Source organism: Lactobacillus kitasatonis DSM 16761 = JCM 1039 (assembly GCF_000615285.1).
Lineage (GTDB): Bacteria > Bacillota > Bacilli > Lactobacillales > Lactobacillaceae > Lactobacillus > Lactobacillus kitasatonis.
In genome coordinates this window covers 24,934-48,990 of the sequence record NZ_BALU01000012.1, presented here as the reverse complement: position 1 = coordinate 48,990, position 24,057 = coordinate 24,934, and the positions used below count along the sequence as shown (strand labels likewise).

The following is a 24,057-nucleotide window of genomic DNA, read 5'->3' as shown; positions in this document are numbered from 1 at the left end:
TTCTTTTAGAACTATTGGGTTAGCTGGATTCGAACCAGCGCATGATGGTACCAAAAACCATTGCCTTACCACTTGGCTATAACCCAATACCAGCTGAGCTTTTTACTTGTTGCTCAACAATGGAGGAGGGTGGATTCGAACCGCCGAACTCAGAGAGAGCGGTTTTACAGACCGCCGCGTTTAGCCACTTCGCTACTCCTCCGTTAGCTGACTTAATTATAATAACGAATATCTAGGAAAAATGCAAGGGAAAATTGAAAAAAGTTTTCATTTTTTCTCCATTACGAAATTGATCAATTCTATTCCATCCCTTACACCTTTTTGTTTCCTAACTACAATGTATCCCCTAGCCTTAAAAAATGGTCTAGCAGTAATAGATGCATGTGTCACAATTTTACCATCTTTTATACTACTTTCCAGTTCATCACAAATAGCACTTGCAATACCTTGTCCTTGATAATCTTTATGAACAAAAAGTCTATCTAAATATCCTGATTTATCAATATCACCAAAACCTACAATTTTTTATCAATTGCAACAATCGTCTTGTGCGCTCTAAAAGATGCATCCAATTTTGGTAAATCAATCTCTTTATGTGCCCACGCATCCACTTGATCTGGAGAGTAATCTAAAATGTTGATAGTATGTACAGTTTCATAAAACAATTGGGCTAGTTGTGCACAGTCAGCAGATTTATATTCACGTAAAATCATTTATATTTACTCGTTTGAAAAACAAAAGCCATTACTCTTATTGTGGTTTCTAGAGTAATGACTTCTGTGCCTTTGCATTGAATCAAAATGCAATTATGGCAAATTGTCCTTCGCTTTTAATATATCAAAATTTATGATAATTAACAACGCCACTCAACAGCGCCCATCTTAACGTTCTTGTTAGCCTTGATTAATGCAGCACCATTACCGATTTCTACACCGCCGTCAAGAATTCCTTCATCAGAACGAAGATTCAAACTACCGGCATCATAGTCCATCACCATGTTTGGCCCCATCATTGTCATATCGTATTTTGAAGTGTAAATCTTCAAGCCTTGATCGTTCTCAAGCTCTACAGGATAATCGGGATCAACTTGATCAACCCAGATAATTGAAAAGTGGGAACCAATGCTGCAGCCGCCACCCTTGATAGAATACTTGCCACCACCATCATCGGTGATCAAAATCAAAGTCTTGTCTGCGATTTCTCTTCTCTTTAAGTAATCAAGTGCTTTATCAGTAAATGTAATTTTCAACATAAGTCCACTCTCCTTTTCGCTTTGTTAATTAAATTATAGCGAAAATTATTACCAAAGAAATAGATCTACATCAAGAAATACCAAATTATTGTAAAAGAAAAAGTCATTACTCTTTAGGAGACCGTGGGTAGTGACTTTTTTCCAAAACATAATGTGTATTTAAAAGTGTATTGTAATTATGAAGAAGACCTACAATACACTTTTAATATAACACCTTTCATAAATCTTAGCTTATAAAACGACTTAGAATTTTGTATACCCCCTAAAATCTCAACTAAATATTGATAATGCAAACATATTTTCGTATAATAACATTATCAAGCAAGTGAACGTATATTCGTTTAACATAGTAAGGTGGGGATGCACATGTATGACTATAGATATGAACCGCATCGGCTAATCTTCATGATCGATAACAAGAGCTTCTTTGCAAGTTGCGAATCAATCAGATTGGGCTTGAATCCAATGAAGTCGGTGCTGGCCGTAATCTCTCGTCAGCCCGATTCCAGCTGGGGTTCTGGGCTAATTATGGCTGCATCTCCTTTAGCTAAGAAAAAATACGGCTTGCACAACGTTATGCGCGCAAGGAATTTGCCATCTAAAAAAGACGCACCCGACTTAATGCTGGTGGACCCACATATGAATCTTTACATCAAGCGTAGCATGCAGGTGCTAGATATTTTCCATAAATATGCGGCGGACGAGGACATTCACATGTACTCCATCGATGAAGGGATGATCGACATGACCGATTCGTGGAAGCTCTTCGGCGATGACCCCTATTATGTCGCAAGGAAAATTCAAAAAGACATCCACGATACGCTGGGCCTGTACACGACCTGCGGCATTGGTGAAAATCCCTTGCTAGCCAAACTTGCTATGGATATTTCGGCTAAGCATCGCGAATCAATGATCGACTTCTGGCATTATATCGACGTCCCTGATACGATCTGGCGCATCCCTAAGCTCGAAGACGTCTGGGGCATCAACACTAGAACGGCCAACCACTTGCGCCGTCTAGGCATCAACAACATGTACGACCTCGCCCACTCTAATCCAGAAATCATGAAAAGAGAATTCGGTGTGATTGGCGAACAGCTCTATGCAATGAGCTGGGGCGTCGACCGCAGTGTCATCAGGAATAAATACATCCCTAAAGCTAAAAGCTATAGCAATTCGCAGGTATTGAATCGCGACTACTATGATCAAAGACAAATTGAGATCGTCATTCGTGAGATTGGTGAACAAGTAGCAGCGAGAATCAGGGCGCATGACCTACAAACTGGTAAGATCGGCCTGTTCATTGGCTACTCTTTTGATTCGATTGATCCGGACCATCCGCGTGGTGGCTTTAACGTGCAAAAGAAAATCACCCCGACCAATGATAATCATGATTTAACTACGCAGCTGATTGCTCTATTTAGAAGCAAATGGCAAGGCGAAGGCGTGCGCAATATCGGCGTCGATTATGGTGACTTGTCGCCGGACACCAGTCAGCAATTCGACTTATTTGTTAAACCTGATCTGCAGATAAAGCGGAAGGCCTTGGATAAGACAGTCGATGATTTGCGCAAAAAATACGGCTTCTCTAGTGTGGTGAAGGCCTCTAGCCTGCTGCCAGGGGCGACAGCGATCAGACGTAGCAAACTCGTAGGCGGCCACAATGGAGGCAACGCTTATGAGTAGCGAGTTTGATAAAAGAGTTGAGGAATTCTTTAGGACCTATCAGGATCGAGGGATGAAAAAATGGGCTGGGTTCTACTTGAGTGACCACACAGCAAAGATTAATCAGGAGCAGCGCAGAAGAGATACGGTCTACGTCAAAAAGAAGACGATGAGTCAAACAGATATCAGGGCTATGCTGATGCGGTCTTTTGGTGAACATAGAAAAGTGTCGGTGCAGTTGAAGGAACTTTCTGTTGATAACAACTTGCAGGCTGATATTGTTGGCTTTGTCGAGGGCTATCGGAAGATACGGCGATCATTTCGCGGAATCTGGTTCTGATTGAGGATATTAATCATATTGAATTTATTGAATAAAAAAAGCCATTACTCTTCTATTGGAATTAGAGTAATGCCTTTTTTGTTTTACAAAAAACCACGCTGATTGGAGCGTGGTTTCTATTGTTATTAAAATTTTATTCAGTTTTTATATCAAACCGGACTTCTTTTTAATAGAAGTTTACAGCCTTGATGTAACGCTTGTTGTTGTTTCTGCAGCCTTCAATTCTGTAGTACTTCTTACCGTTCTTAAATCTCATTTGTGGACCGTAAGTAGTTACAGTTTGGCCTTTGTACATCTTACCAGTACCTGGGGTACGACGGTATGATGACCAGTAAATGTAAGCGTTGTGACGTAAAGTACGCTTGTTACCAGTAATGTTGGTTACACGAACGTATTCGTCCTTGTTAGCAACCTTGTAGTAAGTCTTGCCGTTAATAGTTACAACAGTTGGAACGATTTCAATGTTGTCATATGCGTAGTACATGTGGCCTAAGTAGTTACCGTTCTTGTCGTAAGCACGTGAGTCAACCATTACTGGGTGAGTTTCAGTGTTAGTGTCAGTACCAGTTGATGGTGAGTTAGTAGTCAAAGCTGAGGTTGGAATCCAAAGGTTACCTGAGTTAGCATCAGCCTTTGAGGTAGTTGAAACCTTTGAGTATGAAACCTTGTTGATTTCACGAGTTTCGTTACCAACGTAAACAGTTTGACCAGCCTTAAATGAGGTTGAAGCCTTTTCTACGTTATTACCGTAAATGTGGTATGCAGGAGTATCTGCCTTAATGGTTTGTGAACCATTACCTACAATAACTACGTAGTAACTAAGAGTTGAGGTCTTACCATTCATACCAGTTGCAGTCAAAGTTACAGTGTAGAAACGACCTGATTCTGAAGTACTTACTGGGTTAGAAGTTGCAGTTACAGTTGCAACAGTTGGGTTGTTACTGCTTTGTTGTGCAGTAAATTGGTGACGAACACCGTTACTGTCAACGAAATTCAATGGATCAAAAGCAGCACCTTGAGCTACTTGGTAGTATTGACCATTAGTAGTGTTAGCACTGTTAACCTTAATTACAGGTGCACCGGCAGTAGAAGTTGATGCACCAGTACCTTTCATTGGAACAGTTACAGTAGTGGTCTTACCATTAGTATTATTTCTACCAGTCAAAGTAACGTTAAAGCTTCCTGATGGAAGAGTTACATTATCACCTTTTACCGTGATATTTTGTGCCTTTAATTGAGTTGCAATATCGGAAGTAGTGGTAATAATTGAACCAGAACCACCATTTGAGTCAGGATAGAAGTTGACTGCACCTTCAGCTGCTTTTAAAATATCGCTTAATGTAGGATTCTTAGGATCCTTAGGGTTTACAGCGATACCATTTGCGCTAGGAACGATACTAATTGGGTTATTGTTTTTGTCAGTAAAGTATGGATTACCTGCAGCATTTTGATCAAATACAGTTAATTTGAATGAGACATTTACACTACCGGCAGTACCGTTAGGACCAGCTTGGAATGTTTTATCACCCATCTTATAGTATTTATAACCAGTTAATCCAGCTAAAGCAACATTTGCAGTTACTGTGTAACTCTTGCCGCCTTCTAAAGTAGATGGCTTATCTTGGATTGTAACATCACTAGCACCACTTACTCTACCTTCATTTAATTTAAGGTTACTTTCTACCCATGCAGGATTTACATCTGTTGGCTTTAAAGTATTGTTTACATAAACATCTTCAGTGCTGAGTGAGATAGGATCTGATGATTTATCACCAGCGGCTGCTTGAACAACATTAGCACCAACAGTTGGAACAACAGAAGTTGCAACCGGAGCGACTGCCAACAATGCGGCAGCTGCAACACTAACTAATCTTAAATTCTTCTTCATTATGTGGTCTCCTTTTCAGAAAAATTCACTACGCAAGCGATCGATAAGAGATATTCTCGTTATCTTTATCTCTTACTCGCTTGTGAATCTATTATACCATTTTTCCTATTATTGTATAAAAACAACGCTTAGATCAGGTACGCGATTCTCAGGGCTACCCTCCCCTCGGACCGCTACAGATATGCTACAACTAAAACGTTAAACTGTAATTACCACACTATTACAATTTTAATTCATAAATTTACAGTTTTGTGAATTCCGTCTCAAACTATTGACTTTTAACCCACCAATGAGTTATTTTTATTCATTTTTAACTAAAAGATCTTCTTCCTTAACGAAAGCCAACTTTTGAATAAAAATGTAACGCATGAGGTAGCCAAGCAGCAGTGGCATCCCCGCAAAAATCACTACCAAGAACACAATCGTAATTGGACCACTCGCCATATTTTGGTAAGCCGCAAGCGAACCAATCAATTCTGCTGAACCTAAACCAGCAGAGTTAGCCGTACCTGTGATGTTGAAGATCGCACCAACCAAGCCGGCAATCCCAGCGGACACAACCACTGGCATGAACAACTTAGGATTTCTCAAAATATTAGCCATCTGAATCTTAGGCGTACCCAAGAAGTGCGCAATCGTTGTCCCGAAGACGTTCACTCTACTACTAATAATAGCCAAAGTAAACGCGCCGGCAGTGATTCCCAAGTTGGCACTACCTGACGCAATACCTTCGATTCCGATCGCCATCGCAATCCCCACAGAGGAAATCGGAGAAACGATCAATGCCGCAAAGATCGCACCCATAAACATACCCATCACAAGTGGTCGGAAGTCAGTCAAAACAGAAACGACGCTACCGATCATGCCTGTGATCATCTTGGTGTAAGGCAGTGCAAATTGGCCAAGCCCTCCAGCAAACACAGCCACTGACAATGGCAAGAAGAGCACCGTGTAGCTGCCCAATTTTGGCGTTAAGTACTTCACTAGCGTTGCTGCAATAAAGATCGTGAGCGCAATGTTGATGACATCCCCCGATCCGCTCAACATAATGTGGCCGTTTTTCATTTCAAACGCACCACTGGCAATCATCGCAGCTGCCGCAACCGAACCCGACTGAATCAAGTTGAACTTGAGCAGGTATGACACACACAGACAGGCAAACACAGCCAGCAAGTTTTGCATCAATGTCGTCATCATCAATATTTCTTGCGCACCTGGCCAGAAGCTGGACATCTCTTTCATCAGCTCATTAATCAGCGCACCCGGCACCAGCGCGATCACAACGCCGGAACTAACGCCGTTTAATATGTTCAAAAGTTTTTCCTTAAAATCTCTTCGCATATTTCTCCTTATTTCATTCAAAAATAAAAAGCCCCAGAACATTTTCTGAAACTTTCTTCATAGCTATATTTAATTAATCCATATTTTCCTTAACGTACTTCTCCAGCCGCTTCAAACCTTCCTTGATATTGTCCATCGAAGTTGCGTAAGACAAACGAATGTAGCCTTCGCCGCCCTTGGCAAAGAACGAACCAGCCACCACAGCCACGCGTCCTTTTTCAGCCAAATCATAAATGAACTTAGTATCATCCTGTTCAAGTCCAGCCGGAATCTTCGCAAAAATGTAGAAGGCACCCTTCGGCTTAACGCATTCAAAGCCCAACTTGGTCAAGCCATCATACAACACGTCGCGGCGCTTCTGGAATTCTTTCTTCATTGGCAAAGCATCGTCCTTGCCGTTAGTAAAGGCTTCTTCAGCCGCATCTTGCATCGGCGTTGGCTCCGTCGTGGTAATCGCCTGGTGAACTTTGGCAAGTTGATCCAAAATCGGCTTAGGTGCAGCAACCACACCGATCCGGTAACCCGTCATCGCCCATGCTTTGGACACGCCATTCATGAGCACGACCTGATCATGCAAAGTCTTTTCCATCGAAGCATGTGGCTGGTCATAATTCAATTCGCTGTAAATTTCATCGGCAAGAACAAAGATTGGTTTGTCGCGCACCACATCAGCTAGCGCATCGAGCTCAGCCTGCGAGTACATAACGCCTGTTGGGTTAGTCGGATAGTTCATCACCAATACCTTAACTCGATCGCCATATTTATCCAAAGCTGCTTGCAACTTAGCCGGCGTTAACTTGAAGCCATCATCAGACGTGTCGATTTGTTCAACCGTTGCGCCCATTGATAGTGCATTCCCGATATAAAGCGGAAAAATCGGTGTCGGCACCAAAACAGCGTCGCCCGGATTAAGCACCGCGGTCAAAAAGTCGTAGATTGATTCCGTTACCCCATTGGTGATCAGAATTTCGCTTGGATCATACTTTTGCCCATATTTTTCAGCTAAAAAGTCGGCTGCTGCCTTACGCAAACCTGGAGTCCCGTTAGATGGCGCATAGTGTGAATGGTTATTAGCAATGCTGGCTTCAGCCGCTTTTTTAATATGCTCTGGCGTGTTAAAGTCAGGCTCACCAATCGTGAATTTGACGATGTCCGAAATCTTGTTGGTGTAAGCTGCAAAGGCCAAAATCTGCCCTGGCTTTTGTTCAGCCAAGCCTTTTTTCATATGTTTTGTTAAGTCGACCATGATTTTTCCTCCTTATATCTGAACTAAATTAATTCAAATATAGGAGTCTTTTTAATCTTTGTCAAAGAAAATATTAATTTTGATATCTAAAGTGCACATTAAATCCAATAATTAACAAAGCATAAATATTATAAATAACCGTAACAGTCGGATACATTGCCTGATGCTTAATCAGCAAAAGAATAATTAAAACTATTCCAAAACAATCGTTAATATTCTAAAATGTTGAAAATATGACAAAATCGGTAAAGCCACTGTCAAAGCTATATCAGCTATTAAGATAGTAAAAGCCACCGGATATGATTTGATATAAAAAAACCGAAATATTGGCAATGCTTCTAACAGTAAGAAGATATAACTAATAATCCCACATATTAAAAGCAACTGATTAAGTATCTTTTTATAGTCTTTCATTAAATCAAGAACTTCTCTTTCTTCATGTACCAGTGCTTTACCACCGTAGTCAATGCAATGTACAAAGTCAAAAGTACAAGAACTACCAGAACATAATTTTCTGGGATCGGACCGAATTTCATTACCTTAGCCAAGCTTGGAATATAAGGCATCGCGGTGCCGATCAAACCTGCACCGATCGTAGCGAGCATTACTACGCCTGAAGAGTGCTGTCGCAAGAATGGAATTGCTGGATCACGCAATGCTTGGATAACCATTTCCTGTGTCCAGAGTGATTCGATGAACCAGCCACTCCAGAAGATGGCCATAAAGACAGCCTTTTGCCCTGGAGTAGCAGCCACATAACTTGTGCCCACAGTACTTGGACAAATCCAGAAGTAAAGCAAGGCAAACGTAATGACATCAAAGATTGAAGATGTCGGACCAAAGAAGAACATGAACTTAGGCAACTTCTTTGTCTTCCACTTACGTGGTACTTCCAAGTATTTTTCACCAACTCTATCAAATGGAAGTGACAAACAAGATGTCCCGTAGATCAAGTCTAGAATCAACAATTGCATTGGAAGCATTGGCAAAAATGGTAGGAATGATGAAGCAACCAAGATCGATAAAATATTACCAAAGTTAGATGACAACGTAATCTTGATGTATTTCATCGTGTTGGCAAAGATCTGACGGCCGATTATGACACCGTGCTCCAAGATGAGCAGACTCTTGTGCAGCAAGATAATGTCCGCACTCTTTTTTGCAATATCAACAGCCGTATCAACTGAGATTGCTACATCGGCCTTCTTCATGGCTGGCGTATCGTTGATACCGTCTCCCATGTAAGCAACCGTGTGACCATTTTCCTTCAAAATCTGAATAATTCTAGCCTTTGACTCTGGTGAAAGCTTTACAAAGAGGCTACATTCTTCAACCATCTTTTTAACTTCATCGTCGCTCTTACCAGCAAAGTCTTTTTCACTATAAATGTACTTAGTGTTCAAGCCCACTCTTGAAGCAACGCTCTTAGTTACAGCAGCGTTATCACCAGTCAAAATCTTAACGGTAATACCGTCTTGCTTTAACTTCTTAAGCACGTCCTTAACGTCATCCTTAGGTGGATCAAGGAAGGCCAAGAATCCGGTTAGGATCAAATCTTTTTCATCGCTAACATTGAATTCACCGGCTTGAGCAGGATTGTTCTTGTAAGCTAACAAAACAACTCTCAAACCATCTTTGTTCAAATCTTCAATGTGCTTTAAAACTTTTTCTTTGTAATCATCAGTTAAATCGTTGATGTGACTGCCAACTTGCACACGATTGCAGCAAGCAAGCATTTCTTCGGCAGCACCCTTAGTTACCAAGATACGACCATCGCCGTGGCGCTTGACCACGACACTCATGCGACGGCGCTTGAAGTCGAATGGAATTTCATCAACCTTAGTGTAGTCGTGTTTAATTTCACTAACATCTAGCTCATCGCTAGCGGCATCGATGATGGCTTGGTCCATCAAATCGTGCATCCCCGTTTGGAAGTACGAGTTCAAGTAAGCCAAGCGCAAAACCTGTGGATTTTCCTTCATATCCAAGTTGTAGTGCCGTTCCAATACAACCTTGTTTTGGGTCAAAGTACCGGTTTTATCAGTACAAAGCACGTCGGCGGCACCGAAGTTTTGGATGGAGTTCATCTTTTTAACGATGGTGCCGTGCTTGGACATTTCTAGCGAACCCTTAACCAAATTACTAGTAACAATAACTGGCAACATTTCTGGAGTAAGTCCAACGGCTGTGGCAATCGCAAACAGCAAAGCGTTGAGCCAGTTACCTTTAGTTAAACCGTTGATGACCAAAACTAAAGGTGCAATGATCGCGGTCATTGTTAACAATAATTTAGAAATATTCTTGATACCAACATCGAAGTTAGTTTCCTTAACGTCGTTGTTTGAAATATCCTTAGCCAAACGACCAAAGACAGTTTGTTCACCAGTGGCCAAAACAACGCCAACACCTGAACCTGACATAATAGTTGTTCCTTGATAGATTACATCAGGATAGTCCAAATATTGATCCATGTCTTTTTGATCAGGCTTCTTAGTCGCAATCTTTTCCACAGGCGTTGATTCACCGTTCAAAGAACTTGATGAACAGAACAAGTCTTTAGTTTTGAGCAATCTAATATCTGCTGGCACCATGTCCCCAGCGTGGATATTAATAATATCGCCGACAACTACTTGCTTGGTAGAAATTTCTTCGTCCTTTTGATTGCGACGAATATTGGTAGTTACAGACACCATGTTTAAGAGGTCTTCAACTGCGTCATTAGTTTTCACATTCTGGATAAAGGATGTTAATCCAGAAATGATGATCATCGTAATCATAATGATCACAGTACTCAGGTCCTTTTGATCTGCCGGCACGAAGACGTAGTCGGTAAACAGCGACACCGTTGCTAGCAGCAACAGGACCATTGTGAAAGGAGTGAAGAATGATTCAATGAAGAAATGCAATTTCGTGTTGTGCTTCTTGGTCGCAACTTCGTTAAGACCATTCTTCTCCAAACGCTCTTTAGCTTCCGCCGAAGACAGACCGTCTAGCGAACTATGTAGCGTCTTTAACGCTTCTTCGGGAGTTTGCCTAGCGATCTGCTTAACAAACTCTGTATCGGCTGTCTTCTTATTAATCAGCAACTTGTTTTTTGCCATGTTAATCACACTTTCTGATTAAACACGCAAACAAACTAAAAAGGAGCCAATACCAATTAGTATTAACTCCTTATCTAAGCGATGTTTCCTCGTCGTTCAGTTTTGACACTACGTGACGTAAGCACAGGCTAGCTATCTGGATCTCGCCTTATCTCGACAAGAACTATTTTACTCGTTGGCATCTCTGGATGTTTCCGGGCGATAGCTTGTGTTCACGTAGGAGCCTCACCTAACAGTTTATTTGCTTTTTCAATTTTCATGTTTATTATATGCATATTATTTGACAATGCAATTATCTTTACTAAATCGTTAGAATTTGTAAAAGAATTTAAGAAAGATAAAAAACTCGCGTTTGCAATGAACACGTGTTTTTTATAATTTAATTTTGATATACTATTTTATAGACATGGATATGTTGCAACTATTTGTGTTTAGTAGTTTTAGCATAACTAACCACCCCTCACACATTTTGAAATTACGGAGGTGAGAGTTATGCATAAACGGATAGTTTGGAGGTTTAGTGCTCCGTGGTAACTTAGGCTATTGCAATCAGCATCGTTCTAGGTGCTTTAGGCAAATTAGCTATCAATTTGGCTATAGCCTATGCGATAACAAAAAAGCTAATCACAAGGATTAGCTAAACCAACAGTTATCTAAAACTACGATCGAAGTCAACGGATTGCGGCCGTTGGCTTCTTTTCATATAAAGATTATAACATGAAATATCCGAAACGAATAAAAAAGATCAGGCTCACTGCCTGACCTCACCTATTGGGTTAGCTGGATTCGAACCAGCGCATGATGGTACCAAAAACCATTGCCTTACCACTTGGCTATAACCCAATCTTCAAACCTTTTACTTGAATTGGTTCTATTTGAACGATCCCTCAATCGCTCAACAGTTAATAGTATAGGGGAATGACAAATAAAATGCAAGTAAAAATTTAAATTTTTTTGAATTAATTTTATTCGCCTAGTTTTCGACTATAAATAATCGTAATTAGTCTAATCATAATTAGTATAATCGTAATTATTTATCAACCTTCTCTTTTCACCTTATTCATCAACTCAAAATTATTAGTAAAAATCCCAGCTACACCCAACTTGAAATATCGTTTTGCCAATCTTGGATTATCTACCGTCCAAATCCGCTGCGTTACCTTGCTTGGCAAATAGAAATGCGGGTGAATTGCCGCAAAGTGATTCTTCTTTACAAAATGTTCTGGCAAAGCCACTGGCACCTTCGTTAAAAAGCAGTACTGCTGGTGCAGATCAATTCGCTGACAATTTTTCAAAGTCTGGTAATTGAATGAAGAAAAAATGATGGGATGGACAAAATGATATTTTTTCACCAATGCTAAAACGATTCCTTCAATCCCAACATCATGAACCTTGTTAGTCTTGAATTCCAAGTTAATATAGACATCTTTATTCTGCAAAATCTCAAACAATTCGCTGAGCATTGGTACCGGCTCACCATTAGCCAAATGAAACTTCCTAATCTCACTTATCGTGTAATCCTTAATATAGCCTGTTCCATCAGTCGTGCGATCGATTTCTTCATCGTGCATGACCACTGGCACCTTGTCCTTAGTCAAATGCACATCAAACTCCACACCTTCTACACCATGTGTTACTGCATAGCGAAAACCTTCAAGCGAATTCTCCGCAAATTTCACCGGCAAGCCGCGGTGAGCAAAAATAATCGTATTAGTCATGATTTTTAACCTCAAAAAAATACCGCCTTGCGGCGGCATCTTTTCTTTATTTTATTAATCCAAAACAATAGCACCTTGAGTTGCTAAGGCATCTCTTACAAGATTCTTAACGTCTCTTCTTTCAACCATGCCGTCAGTTTCTTCAATGTATTCCTTGTAATGTGGTGTTTGAACGTGAGTGTCGTATGCTTGATCATTTGCATAAACTTCAAAGAAGTACCATTCATTAGGGTTGGCCTTGTTGGTACCGGACATCATGATTTCCATGCCTGGTTCAGAAGCAATACTAGTAGTCATTTCCTTCTTGACTGAATGAGCATATGCTTCTTCGTTACCCTTCTTAACTTCAACCTTGATCAAACGCATTACAAAGTTATCTGCGTAACTGTTCAAAGCCTTTTGTGCATGAGTGGTAATTACTTCCGGCTTCAAATCAATAACTTCCTTGCTGGTAGCAATCTTGTTAATTACTTCAGCGAAGTCATCGGCATGAGATTCTGCGATGTGCAAATCTTCCGCACCCTTGTTACGGAACAATTCAACTTCGTAGTTGTCTTCACCTTGTGCGTCATCGTGGCCGCTACCAATAAGCAAAGTACCTTCTTCTGCAGGAATTGAATCGTGCATGTTATTTTCTGCTTCACGAATATATTCACTACGATCTTTTTCTGCAATATTTAACTTAGTAATTTTAAAAATTGGTGTTTCATCCATTTTTCTTCTAGCCTCGTATCATAATTTTTACACACTTATTATAAGCTAATGTACCAAATTCGAACGATTAATTACCAGTTATTTGATCGATTCGCACATCTTTTGCAGGCCAAACATTTTCTTCATATTCAACTTCGTTGCCATCGCTTTGGAGCAAGGCAAATTCCGCATTATGAAAGCCAGGGAATTTATTACCACCGGCACGCTCACGGATGTAGTGTCCCATGCTGTCGCCATGACCCACGACCAGAATATTTTCACCATCCTGAGCATCCCTCAAGATCAAATTCATGCCGCGCTCCATCCGCTCCGTCACTTCACGGTCGTCCTCGATCGTACTACTCCCCACTAAACGTCTAAATGGCCAAAGCAGAATATTTCTACCCTCATAAATACCATAATCTTTTTCTTTTAGTTCCTTCAAACGGTCATATTTCATCTCAGGACCAGCGATAATCTCAAGCGTATCGCTAGCACGCTCCTGCGTAGAACAATACGCCCGATCGAAGGCAATGCCATTTTGCGCAAAATAATCGCGAGTTGCTTCAATTTGTTTAACGCCTAATGGAGTTAAAGCAGAATCACAGCTGCCTTGCATCCGATGTTCTTTATTGAATAAAGTCTGTCCATGTCTAACTAAATACAAATTTATTGTCATTTAAAGTTATCCCAAATCTTCTGCGGGCCACACATACTCATCAAAATGAACTTTATCGCCATCAACTGTCAACTTAACAATTGAGGCATTGGCAAAGCAGGAAAGTTAGGATTATCAGTTGCATCCCTAACATATCTAGCCAAAATATCGCCGTGGCCGCAAACAAGTGCGGCTTCACCATCGTCAATGCCATCCATAATTTCCACAACGGCGCGGCGCATGCGAGCTACCACGTCTTCATTTTTTTCCATAGTTGGATCAACATTAGAATTACCGTAGTTCCATGGCAACAAGAATTCATCGCGGCCTTCAAAGATACCGTAGCACTTTTCCCGCAAGTCTTTCAAACGCGTATATGGCATCTTGTGGTCCGTAATAATTTCAAGCGTATCACATGCTCTTTCTTGAGTTGAAGAAAATGCTTTATCAAAGTGAATGTGCTTGTTTTGGAAGTAATCGCGCGCCATTTCTACTTGGCGGATACCCTTCTCGTTAAGTGGTGAATCACAACGCCCTTGCACCTTATGGTAGTAATTAAAATAAGTCTGTCCATGACGAACTAGATATAAAGTTTTTGTCACAAAAATTTCCCCCGTATTTTCACGTTTTCTATATCTTATCAAAAAAGCACGCTTAATGCGTGCTCTTTGGCTATTTTAATTCTAAGGTCTGAAGCTGTTGTTGAATTCTTTACTATCCACAATAAATGATGGCACACTGATGAAGTGCATTGAATATATATTACCGGTTCTTGAAATACTGAAGCCATAGTAATTGTAGTCGCCATCATGACGAGAACCTTGGGTGTTGAAGATGTCACCAGCGTGTTCCCATTCACGGTAAAGATTTCTGTCGTCGCGTTGAGCTTCACCAGCACCGGCAAAGCCGAAGATCATTTGCTTCAAACCGAAGTAAACGTCACGCTTCATTTCACCCATTGGCATTGTCTTTTTATTAATGGTGAAACCAGCCATGTCTTCAACGTAGTTATCGTCTAAGTTAAGACCGTTCTTCTTGCAGGCTCTAACAATTCCGGCAACATAGTGACCGTTGTCTCTAATACTGTGGCCAGTTCTTTGATATTCGCTAGCAATATCATCAGCCAACTTTTGTGTACCTTCACTGTAAACCCATGGACGCAAACCAAGTTGTTCACGTGCACTATTAATCATACGCAAAGAAAATTCAGCTAACTCTTGTTGATCACTGGCTGAAAGATGGTCAGGATCTATTATCTTTTCGTCTTCCTTGCTTTCACCGGCTACGATACGAGAGAAGTTGTTGATCTCCATGCCTTCCATCGAAGCCTTAACGAATTCAGGACTTGGACTTCCCTTATATGCTTCAAGCAATGCACTAAGAGTGTAGCCACTTGGCATTTTGATTGCCGCTTGAGCATAAAGGTTAGTTGATGGAGTTGTATCCTTTACAGTTTTGACATTTTTAGCCAAAATCCAGTAAGAATTAGCGCTAAGTTTATATGCGGAATATTTTTTCTTACCAATCTTTATATAACCTTTTTTAGAGTAAGAATATTTTCTACCTGCATAGGCGTAGTAATTGGTCTTTTTGCCCTTCGAAGTATAAAGTCGGACTTTCTTATTGCCTTTTACTTGAACTTTACCTTTGGTAGCAGCTTGCACAGTTTGTGGTGTAACATTTTCCGTGACTGCGGCAGCGGAAGTCAGCAAGCAAACACTGGCAAGTAAAGTCATCATTACCTTTCTGGACATATGGTTTACCTCCGTTGTTCCCTGTACACTAATAGTATTCCTTATACTTATATAGATATTATAGCAAAAAAGGCACACAACTTTAATGTAAGCGTGTACCTTTTAGGTGTTATTAAATTGTCATTTTCGAGGTTGCTTATTAGTACCAGCCGTTTGCTTGCCAAAATGACTTAGCAGCTGACCATGAACCGTAACGACTCTTTACGTAATTGTCAGCAACTCTTTCTTGGTTGGCAGCTGAGTAGTCACCGTTCAAGTATGAAGCTGAAAGTTGGTATTTACCTACGTATTGACCGTTAGAAGCACTGTATGAGCCACCTGATTCACGGCTAGCAATCCAAGCCTTAGCACTAGCTTCTGAACCAGTTGCACTTGAAGTGTATGATGAAGCGCTAGTGTTTGAAGTGGTTTGAGTTTGCGTTTGTTGTGATTGTACTGAAGTTTGAGCAGCAGTGTTAGTAGTAGTTTGTGCTTGAGTTTGAGCAGCAGCTGCGTGGTAACCAATAGTTACGTACTTAGCACGAACCCATTGGTTCTTACCTAAGTCGTACCACTTGTGGCCCTTTGAGTCGTAAGCAGTCTTGATTACTTTCCATGAAGTGTTGCTTGCTAAAGTTTGACCAGTTGCTACTGGGTTTTCGTAATTGTTGTATACGTTGATTGCGTTATTTGATACGTAGTTTACAGTTACTACGCTTGCATCGTTTTGTACGATAGCAGCTTGAGCAGTGTTTGAAGTTACATTGTTTGCTGCTACTAAACCTGTAACTGACATAGCAGCTACTGCAATTGACTTAACTAAGATAGATTTGATTTTCAAAAAAATTCTCTCCTTAAAGTTTAAAAAATAAATAATAAGTAACGAATTTTCACTTATTCGTCTGTCTCATTCAATTGACAAGTTATATACTACAGTGCTTTCGTTGCAGAACCATAACAGGAATATCACTCGCTTATTAAGAAAGTATTACTGAATGTGTCGCTTTTGTAACACTTGTAATATTTATGTAACTTATTTTTGATCATGCAAAATGCTGTTATATCAAAGTTTAGGGTTATTTTTTACCTTTTATTTGCTATGTGCAAAAGCATGTTCGCTCTTAACACTCTGAAACATTTCTGCAAAAACTATTACAAAGAAAAAGGTCCAATATTATTCATTGAACCTTTTTCTACCTATTAATAATGTAATTACTACCTATTTATAGAACGTGCCATTCTAGAAATAGTGTGATTCAAGCCGCGGATCGTCTTACTTAATTCAAAGATAGTCTCTGTTGGTGGCAAAACACCCCAAGCGGCATCCCCAATATGTTGGATATCAACACCGCAAGTTTTGTTTTTAAGTGCAATCTCACGAATCACGTCTCTACCTGAACTCTCTTGGCTAGTACCAATCGTGCTCATTACCAAGCCGTCATGTTGATGAACGATCTTAACAATCTTAATCAACTCATCACTGGTAAAGCCTGGCACAGTGCCCACTGCAGGTACCAAAATCACATCAGCTCCTGCATCAATCATGGCCTTAACCGACTCTTCGTCAGCAACCGGCTCATCAACACCTGCACCATGCATCTTACCCGCAATAATCATGCCGGAGAAGTTCTCCTTGGCAGTCTTTACAGCTTGCACAATCATTTTATTTGTAACGCCGCTACCTGGATTACCAGTAAAGCAGACGAAGTTGAAGCCTAATTCTTCTGCGCGACGCATTGATTCAGCGGTCGCAATTCTACCTTTAGGCAGTTCAAACTTAGTCGACTCCATCTTGGCATCTGGGTCAACCGGCTCTAAGTTAACGCCGATTGGTCGGCCAGTAAGTTCTTTTAATCTTTTGACAGTGTCTTGGGCGTACTTTACATCCAGGCCGCTAACTTTTGGCTCAAACACATCAAATAAGTTAAGCAAAATCAGGTCTGCACCAAAGGCAGCCGCAATTTCAGACATCGTCAAGCCATCAATGGCAGGTTGAATTACAACATTTTCACTTAAAACGGTCCGGCCTTCACTCGCTTAATGCTTTGCTTCAGCTCGTCGCCGTTCATTTTTAACAATTCACTAGAATTTGCACTAATTAATCTTGTTACCATTATTTAGCCTTATTTTCTTCCATTAATTGACGTTTGTTCAATGCTGACATGAATGGTAAGTAAATCAATACATCCAATACAATGTTAATCAGCTGCAAAATTGATCCTGCGATACTACCAGTTGCCAAGAATCCTGAAATAAGTGGTGGCATAGTCCAAGTAATAACAGTACCGTTACATAATGGAACCAAGCCCAAGTTCATGGCAATGTAAGTAGTGATTGCGTTAACCATTGGTGCAAGAATAAATGGAATGATTAACATCAAGTTCATAACAACTGGCAAACCAAACATTGTTGGTTCGTTAATGTTGAATAAACCAGGAACGATAGTCAATGGTGCTAAAACTTCACTTTGCTTACTTGCACGCTTACGCCATACTAAGTAACCGATGCAAAGTACCAAACCGATAGTGGCACCACCACCACCCATGTAAACGAAGTTGTCGATGAATGGTTGAGTAATAATGTGACCGCCGTGTGCTAAGTCCAAGTGACCTGCTTGGTTCAAGACACGGTTTGCGTCAGTTTGCATAAGCCAGATTGGTGACATAGCAGTGTTAACAACGTTACCACCGTGGATACCAACGAACCAGAACAAACTTACCAATAAGATAGAAACTAAAGTACCGATTAAGGTATCACCTAAAGCACCTAATGGCTTAGCAAGGATGTTCATAATTACGTCGTGGATGTTGCCCCAACCAGCCCAAGTGAAGAGCCAGTAAACACAACCTGCGATTGCAATTACTACAGCACCTGGAATCAATGCTGAGAAACTCTTGGCAACTGCAGGTGGAACAGTTTCAGGCATCTTAATTTGGATGTTGTGGTTAATGAACCATTGGAAAATCCATCCAGTAATAAGTCCAAAGATAATTGCAACGAACAAGCCTTTACTACCTAAGTAGGTGTAAGGGAAACCTTCTACAGGAACCTTGTCGCCGCTCATAATACTTGGAGTCAAGATGAAGAAGACTGATGTGGAAATAATACCAGCTGAAACACCATCAGTCTTATGTTGGTTGGCATAGCTCCATGCAATACCAAAGGCTGCAACTAAACCCATGATACCGAAGGAACCGTTGGTGATTTTAGCTAAAACTTGTGACAAGCTTACGCCATGTACAGCTGTCTTAGCTAGCCAATCGGACCATCCTGGCACTGGGAATGAATTGATGATCATGAATAATGATCCTGTGATGATTAACGGCATTGCCATTGCGATACCGTCACGAATAGCGATTAACGGTTTAAAGCCACCTATTTTGGCAGCTACAGGCATAATGTGTTCATTAACGAACGCTGTTAAGCCCCCAGATTTTTTATCAGCCATAATAAATCCTCTTCCATATACTACAAAAAACAGAGCTCTTACATTCTCTTTTGGTATATACCTTTATGGCACTATAATACAATGAAAACGCTTAATTTGCCAGTATTTTTAGAAAATATTTTTGAGAATATTTTCATCTTTGCAGTAATTGGCTTAAGTGCTATAGTTAAAGTGTATTTTCAAATAAAAGCGAGGAATAAAAATTATGAGTAAATATGTTGTTACATTGAGCGAAGAAGATTTACAAATGATCAAGGATTGCCACTCAAAGAATCCTTCAATCATGAAAGCTATGAACGAAGCTAAGAAAGTCGAAGACTAATTATATTTTTTTAGATCTCTAAATCAAAAAAGACCGAAATTCTAATGGAATTTCGGTCTTTTTATTTTTTCTACTATTATTTATTCTTCTACTTCTGTTCCTTGCGGATTGTTGTAGTTATAAACTTTAACGATATCGCCTTTACCATTTAAAACGACGACATTACCATCGTTATGCGGATAAATTAAAGGATCAGAGTGCGAGCCACCATCCGTAAAGATTCTAGCGGGTTCACCAGGATATTGCATCTTTCTCACAATACAATGATCTGGTGACAAGCAATTCATCAAGCGACCATCGTCAAACACGCCTTCTAGTCCACAAGTTGGCGTATGACCCACGACGATTGTCTTCTTGGTCTTATTATGAGCGATCTTTTTATTTAACGTGTCGGAATACCAAAACTTTTCCCTAACCCAAATACGATAAAAGTCATAATCGATCTTAAAGCCATGATCAACACTATTATATGTAGCTGGATCATCATACTTTTCATCTGGTCTAACGCCGCCATGAACAAAAATGATATTAGGCGTGTCATACATAATTGGGCATCCCATCAAGAAACGGTAATATTTACTCATTCTCAATTCTTCAGGTGTAGCCACTCCGCCAAACAATTGCCTTAACGTATCGCGACCACTATTAAAGAACCAAATGCCATCTGGGTGTTCACGTTCATTGGCGTAATTAAGCATCATTTGTTCATGATTTCCGAGTAAAACAACGGCGCCTTCACTTTTTTGTTCAATTAAATAATCCAAGACTTCCTTTACGCTGCCACGGCCATCGATGTAGTCACCACCGGTAACGAGTTGAGCGTATGGGTAGTCTTTTTTAGCTTGTTCAATCAAGTCAAGTGTCTCATGATTGCCATGAATATCAGAAATAAAAATATAATTTTCCTTCACTCGATCGTCTGCCAACGTGTTGTTAAAAATCTTTTTGGTCATTTTGCCCGCTCTTCTTTATTTCTTCTCTTTAATAATATAAATTGGTCTTCGCTTAACTTGCAAATAGATTCGGCCAATGTAGCGACCAACCAGTCCTATGCATAATAATTGTAAACCACCGATCAAAAGGATGATACAAACAAGCGATGACCAACCATTAATAGCATATTGTGGGAATATCCAATGCCTTACTACGATAAAGATGATTGCGATAAATGAAACAAAAAATGAAATAAAGCCCAGCCAAAGGGTGATGTTCAATGGTGCTTGAGAGAAGTCAGAGATTCCATCCATGGCATATCTGAATAGTTGCCAAATGGTCCAGTCGCTCTTGCCGGCAACACGTTGTACGTTGCCGTAGCTGAGGTACTTCGTGTTAAAGCCAACCCAGCTAAAAATTCCTTTAGAAAAGCGGCTGTATTCTGACATTGATAAGACTGCATCAACGACTTGGCGCGTCATCATGCGGTAGTCACGTACGCCTGGCACTAGTTTTGTCTCCGAAATCTTATTGGCAATCTTGTAAAACATGTCGCTTAGCCATGACTTCAGTCTATTTTCACCATTGCGATCAACTCGGCGGCAGCAACCATATCCCAGTTTCCAGTCATGATCAAATAGTACATTTCGATCAATAATTCCGGCGGATCCTGCAAATCGGCATCCATTACCACAACTAAATCACCTGTTGCAGCCTGTAATCCTGCATAAAGGGCTGCTTCTTTACCAAAATTCCTTGAAAAAGAAATGTAGTGGACGCGCTCTTTATCTTGCTTTTGGAACTTTTTCAGTTCATCTAAGGTATCATCGCTTGAGCCATCGTTAACAAAAATATATTCCGGCTCAACCGGTATTTTTTTGACGATCTTTTTGACCGCTGGATAAAACAGCGGCAATGATTCCTGTTCGTTATAGCAAGGAACAATAATTGATAATTTCTTCATTAATTAACGTTTTTCTCCCTTATATATTTTTATTGCATCCCGCCTTCATTCCATGCGTCTTGCAAAATCTCAGTGAAATGCTTTACTTCGTTTTCGTCAAAAATAATCAGTAGACCATTTCTGACGATATCCATCTTTTCATCCCCATTGATGCTAAGTTCCAAACTAGAAACAAACAATCCTTCCTCGTCTGGTGCCTTCATTAAGACATACTTAGCTTCGTAGGGCTGAGCTTGACTATCATCCACATATTTTAAAGCAATTCGATCAAGCATTTGTTGCGAAAAGTTAAAGGTTTGGATGTTATTTTCTCTTTCCTTTTCACTGGCCCAATTTTGATACTTACCTGGGGTCACCTCATCGGGCATTTTGATCAGCATGAATTTGTTTTGTTCCTTATTAATAAATAATTGACAAAGTGGCATAATATCGCTTTCCTTTTTTATTACTATTTTCAATACATAATTACATTATAAGGCATAGTTTGAGCAAAGCTTCACAAAACTGACTATAATAAATGTGTGAAAAGAAGTGACTATGATGTTTATCATCGATATTAAAAAAGCGTCTGAACTTTTTGTTTAAACGCTTTTTATGTATGCTGTATTAATTACGTAGTTTTACTTTGGTTACTTAAATCTTACTTTAATATCTTCTTTTAAGTCAGGTTCATAGCCGCCATTAGCAAGCATTACTGACTTACGTGGACGATCACCTTCTGTTCCTGGTTTATCAACTCCGACAGAATCTCGAACATCTTTATCTGGATCCTTAACTAAGCTAATCACGTAGGCAGCCACACTCTTACGTGAAACTTAGGTCCCCTTAAATGGATCATTGCGGTGAGCGGTTTCGTAGTCTACCTCATCTAAATTGGTCAACCAAGCAGGGCGAATAATAGTGTATCCAGATCACTCTTTTCAACTACATCTGCAGCCAAACGGTATCTGTGGCAGTAGCCGCCTAATACTTGTTGGTTCCAGCGACCGAACTCGCCTGGGATTTCATTGTAAATACCTAATGATGATGTCCAGATAAGACGCTTCTTGCCTGCATCATCCATTGCCTTAACGATGGTCTTAGCCTCTTCTTGTACGTCGCCTGCTAAACTTGCATAGACTATATCTTGACCATCACGTGCAGCATAGACGTCATCATAATTAGTGGCATCCCCTACAATTACCTTCAGATTCTTGAACTTATCAGCCGGCTTCTCGGGATGTCTCAAAAAGAGTGTCATCTCAACATCTGAATCATCTAACAACATATTCTCTGCTTGGATAGCAATTTGACTTGTAGCACCAATAATTAATAACTTAGTCATAATTATTCACTCACCTTGTCTTTTAACTAATCATTTTAAAGCAAACTCAACTTGGAGTATTTTAATTGTTAACCTTATCCAAAACGTTCTCTGCAAGATCTTTCAAAGTATCTTCGTATGGTCTGTTCGTTGGCTTCAAGTTAATAGTTACGTGGGACAAACCTAATTCTTTTCGCTGACGATAATATTCCGCGATTGATCTAGAACCACCACGAAGATAGATGTTGTTGTAAAGCTCAGCTGGGGCATCCGGATTGTCAAGCAATTCTACGAAGTTGGCATAACCGAAGGGATGCCAAGTATTGTCCTTGTTCAACTCTTCGATTACCTTAACAATCTTTTCAGTAAGGTTGGGATTTACGCCATGCCAGATCCATGCATCGGCTTCATTAGCCAGCCAATCAAATTCTTGACGTGCTCGGCCGATAGCAACCATTGGTAATTTAACGCCCTTATCCATCTTAGGTACAAAATCAATATCACCTGATAGATCGCCATATTGCTTGCCTTTATAAACTGGGAATGGCTTGTCTGGGTCCGCAAGTTCACGAATCATTTTCCATGATTCGCGGAACGTTTCAGCACGATTTTCAAAGTTTTTCTTAAATGCAGGATGTTCTACAGGTCTGTCACCGGATGACATACTTAAAATGAAACGATTATTTGTTAAAACATTTGCGGAAACAGCAGCCTTAGCAAGATGAATTGGTTCTCTAAGAGGAGCAATCATACCAGCAGTTCCAATTACGATCTTTTTAGTCTTAGCTGCTAAATATCCCATGGTTACCATTGGATCGAGGCCTTGTCCTACATCACCAAAATTAGGATCATAAAATGGCACGTCTCTAATCCATAAAGCTGAAAAGCCTAAATCTTCAGCAAGCTTGGCAACATCGCCTAAATCAGAAATATCTGAGATTGGTGTATCAGGATAGCCCAAATTTTGACTGACGATAATAAAACAATTCAAGTCGATAAGCGACTAGCTGAAATGAATTTTGGGGACTGGTAAGGTCAAGAAACGCAACCGTTACGTGATAAATATCCTGATACCTTTGACTTTAGAGGTACTTTCAGTCCCAACTTCGTTAAATATGACAAGGGTGCTGAAAGTTACGGTGATTTGATTGATCGCTGCAATAGTTTTATGCATGACCTGAAAGAAAATGATGCTGGTAAAACGGTTTTAGTAGTATGTCACAGCTTCACCATTCGCGGTATTCTGGCCGGCTTATTCCACATTGATATCACTGGTATTGCGGCCGTTAATAATGTATCGTTTACGGAAATTAGTTTAGACGAAGATCGCTTTTTCGCACCTTGTTTACTTAGTTTTAATAGATAAAAGTCCACATATTTCGCGGTTAAGCAGTTTTCTTTCATACATAAAAAAGACCTGCATGGATACTCAATCTTTACGATTGGGCTCCA

At 40.2% G+C, this 24,057-nt stretch carries 18 protein-coding genes, 3 tRNA genes, 5 pseudogenes and 1 riboswitch; of the genes and pseudogenes, 3 read left to right on the top strand and 23 right to left on the bottom strand.

What is annotated here, in order from left to right; translation table 11 throughout:
- Positions 1-14: 14 nt before the first annotated feature.
- The 5 genes from JCM1039_RS08190 to JCM1039_RS08175 all read right to left on the bottom strand — a co-directional run bounded on the left by JCM1039_RS08190 (position 15) and on the right by JCM1039_RS08175 (position 1,252).
- Positions 15-86 (bottom strand) — tRNA-Gln (locus JCM1039_RS08190).
- 34 nt (positions 87-120) lie between these two features.
- Positions 121-202, bottom strand: a tRNA-Tyr gene (locus tag JCM1039_RS08185).
- Between the two features lie 65 nt (positions 203-267).
- The gene (locus tag JCM1039_RS12720) at positions 268-504 is read right to left on the bottom strand and encodes a GNAT family N-acetyltransferase (RefSeq protein WP_236692581.1); all 237 of its coding nucleotides are present in this window, start codon (positions 502-504) and stop codon (positions 268-270) included.
- A gap of 11 nt (positions 505-515) precedes the next feature.
- The gene (locus tag JCM1039_RS12715; RefSeq protein ID WP_236692580.1) at positions 516-713 is read right to left on the bottom strand and encodes a GNAT family protein; all 198 of its coding nucleotides are present in this window, start codon (positions 711-713) and stop codon (positions 516-518) included.
- A gap of 140 nt (positions 714-853) precedes the next feature.
- Positions 854-1,252, bottom strand: a complete 399-nt coding sequence (locus JCM1039_RS08175) for an iron-sulfur cluster biosynthesis family protein (RefSeq protein ID WP_013437337.1) — start codon at positions 1,250-1,252, stop codon at positions 854-856.
- A 366-nt stretch (positions 1,253-1,618) separates the two neighbouring features.
- On the opposite strand from JCM1039_RS08175, the gene JCM1039_RS08170 reads away from it, so the two are divergent.
- A complete protein-coding gene (locus tag JCM1039_RS08170; RefSeq protein WP_025015377.1) occupies positions 1,619-2,938 on the top strand; it encodes a Y-family DNA polymerase in 1,320 nt (439 codons plus the stop codon).
- 76 nt (positions 2,939-3,014) lie between these two features.
- Entirely contained in the window at positions 3,015-3,257 is a 243-nt protein-coding gene (locus tag JCM1039_RS11310; protein ID WP_244438047.1) for a hypothetical protein, read from the top strand.
- Between the two features lie 166 nt (positions 3,258-3,423).
- Here JCM1039_RS11310 and JCM1039_RS08160 read toward each other — a convergent pair whose 3' ends face one another.
- From JCM1039_RS08160 to JCM1039_RS08065, 18 genes and pseudogenes are all read right to left on the bottom strand, one after another.
- Positions 3,424-5,145 (bottom strand): SLAP domain-containing protein, encoded by a 1,722-nt coding sequence (locus JCM1039_RS08160; protein WP_025015376.1) that lies wholly within the window; start codon positions 5,143-5,145, stop codon positions 3,424-3,426.
- Between the two features lie 300 nt (positions 5,146-5,445).
- The gene (locus JCM1039_RS08155; protein ID WP_025015375.1) at positions 5,446-6,486 is read right to left on the bottom strand and encodes a PTS sugar transporter subunit IIC; all 1,041 of its coding nucleotides are present in this window, start codon (positions 6,484-6,486) and stop codon (positions 5,446-5,448) included.
- 73 nt (positions 6,487-6,559) lie between these two features.
- Entirely contained in the window at positions 6,560-7,732 is a 1,173-nt protein-coding gene (locus JCM1039_RS08150; RefSeq protein ID WP_025015374.1) for an aminotransferase class I/II-fold pyridoxal phosphate-dependent enzyme, read from the bottom strand.
- Between the two features lie 413 nt (positions 7,733-8,145).
- Positions 8,146-10,833, bottom strand: a complete 2,688-nt coding sequence (gene mgtA, locus JCM1039_RS08140) for a magnesium-translocating P-type ATPase (protein WP_025015373.1) — start codon at positions 10,831-10,833, stop codon at positions 8,146-8,148.
- 80 nt (positions 10,834-10,913) lie between these two features.
- Positions 10,914-11,077: riboswitch (M-box (ykoK) riboswitch) on the bottom strand.
- A 527-nt stretch (positions 11,078-11,604) separates the two neighbouring features.
- Positions 11,605-11,676, bottom strand: a tRNA-Gln gene (locus JCM1039_RS08135).
- A 194-nt stretch (positions 11,677-11,870) separates the two neighbouring features.
- The gene (locus tag JCM1039_RS08130) at positions 11,871-12,551 is read right to left on the bottom strand and encodes a glycerophosphodiester phosphodiesterase family protein (RefSeq protein ID WP_025015372.1); all 681 of its coding nucleotides are present in this window, start codon (positions 12,549-12,551) and stop codon (positions 11,871-11,873) included.
- Positions 12,552-12,605: 54 nt separating this feature from the next.
- Positions 12,606-13,265 (bottom strand): putative quinol monooxygenase, encoded by a 660-nt coding sequence (locus tag JCM1039_RS08125; RefSeq protein WP_025015371.1) that lies wholly within the window; start codon positions 13,263-13,265, stop codon positions 12,606-12,608.
- 67 nt (positions 13,266-13,332) lie between these two features.
- Entirely contained in the window at positions 13,333-13,923 is a 591-nt protein-coding gene (locus JCM1039_RS08120; RefSeq protein WP_025015370.1) for a histidine phosphatase family protein, read from the bottom strand.
- A gap of 6 nt (positions 13,924-13,929) precedes the next feature.
- Positions 13,930-14,504, bottom strand: a pseudogene (locus JCM1039_RS11300) (histidine phosphatase family protein).
- Between the two features lie 81 nt (positions 14,505-14,585).
- Positions 14,586-15,656 (bottom strand): SEC10/PgrA surface exclusion domain-containing protein, encoded by a 1,071-nt coding sequence (locus JCM1039_RS08110; protein WP_025015369.1) that lies wholly within the window; start codon positions 15,654-15,656, stop codon positions 14,586-14,588.
- A gap of 139 nt (positions 15,657-15,795) precedes the next feature.
- The gene (gene apf, locus JCM1039_RS08105; protein ID WP_025015368.1) at positions 15,796-16,476 is read right to left on the bottom strand and encodes an aggregation-promoting factor; all 681 of its coding nucleotides are present in this window, start codon (positions 16,474-16,476) and stop codon (positions 15,796-15,798) included.
- A 374-nt stretch (positions 16,477-16,850) separates the two neighbouring features.
- A pseudogene (locus JCM1039_RS11295) lies at positions 16,851-17,749 on the bottom strand (DUF7916 family protein).
- Positions 17,749-19,083: a PTS sugar transporter subunit IIC gene (locus JCM1039_RS08095; protein WP_025015367.1), complete on the bottom strand. Its 1,335-nt coding sequence runs from the start codon at positions 19,081-19,083 to the stop codon at positions 17,749-17,751. The pseudogene JCM1039_RS11295 and the gene JCM1039_RS08095 overlap by 1 nt, the downstream one beginning before the upstream one ends.
- A gap of 402 nt (positions 19,084-19,485) precedes the next feature.
- Positions 19,486-20,358: a metallophosphoesterase family protein gene (locus tag JCM1039_RS08085; RefSeq protein ID WP_025015366.1), complete on the bottom strand. Its 873-nt coding sequence runs from the start codon at positions 20,356-20,358 to the stop codon at positions 19,486-19,488.
- A 15-nt stretch (positions 20,359-20,373) separates the two neighbouring features.
- Positions 20,374-21,302 (bottom strand): annotated as a pseudogene (locus JCM1039_RS11290) (glycosyltransferase family 2 protein).
- A gap of 29 nt (positions 21,303-21,331) precedes the next feature.
- The gene (locus JCM1039_RS08075) at positions 21,332-21,727 is read right to left on the bottom strand and encodes a hypothetical protein (protein ID WP_025015365.1); all 396 of its coding nucleotides are present in this window, start codon (positions 21,725-21,727) and stop codon (positions 21,332-21,334) included.
- A 279-nt stretch (positions 21,728-22,006) separates the two neighbouring features.
- Positions 22,007-22,626: pseudogene (locus tag JCM1039_RS11285) on the bottom strand (NAD(P)H-binding protein); the annotation flags it as partial.
- A gap of 61 nt (positions 22,627-22,687) precedes the next feature.
- The gene (locus JCM1039_RS08065) at positions 22,688-23,596 is read right to left on the bottom strand and encodes an LLM class flavin-dependent oxidoreductase (RefSeq protein WP_025015364.1); all 909 of its coding nucleotides are present in this window, start codon (positions 23,594-23,596) and stop codon (positions 22,688-22,690) included.
- Positions 23,597-23,650: 54 nt separating this feature from the next.
- On the opposite strand from JCM1039_RS08065, the pseudogene JCM1039_RS12335 reads away from it, so the two are divergent.
- A pseudogene (locus JCM1039_RS12335) lies at positions 23,651-23,971 on the top strand (histidine phosphatase family protein); the annotation flags it as partial.
- Positions 23,972-24,057 lie beyond the last annotated feature (86 nt).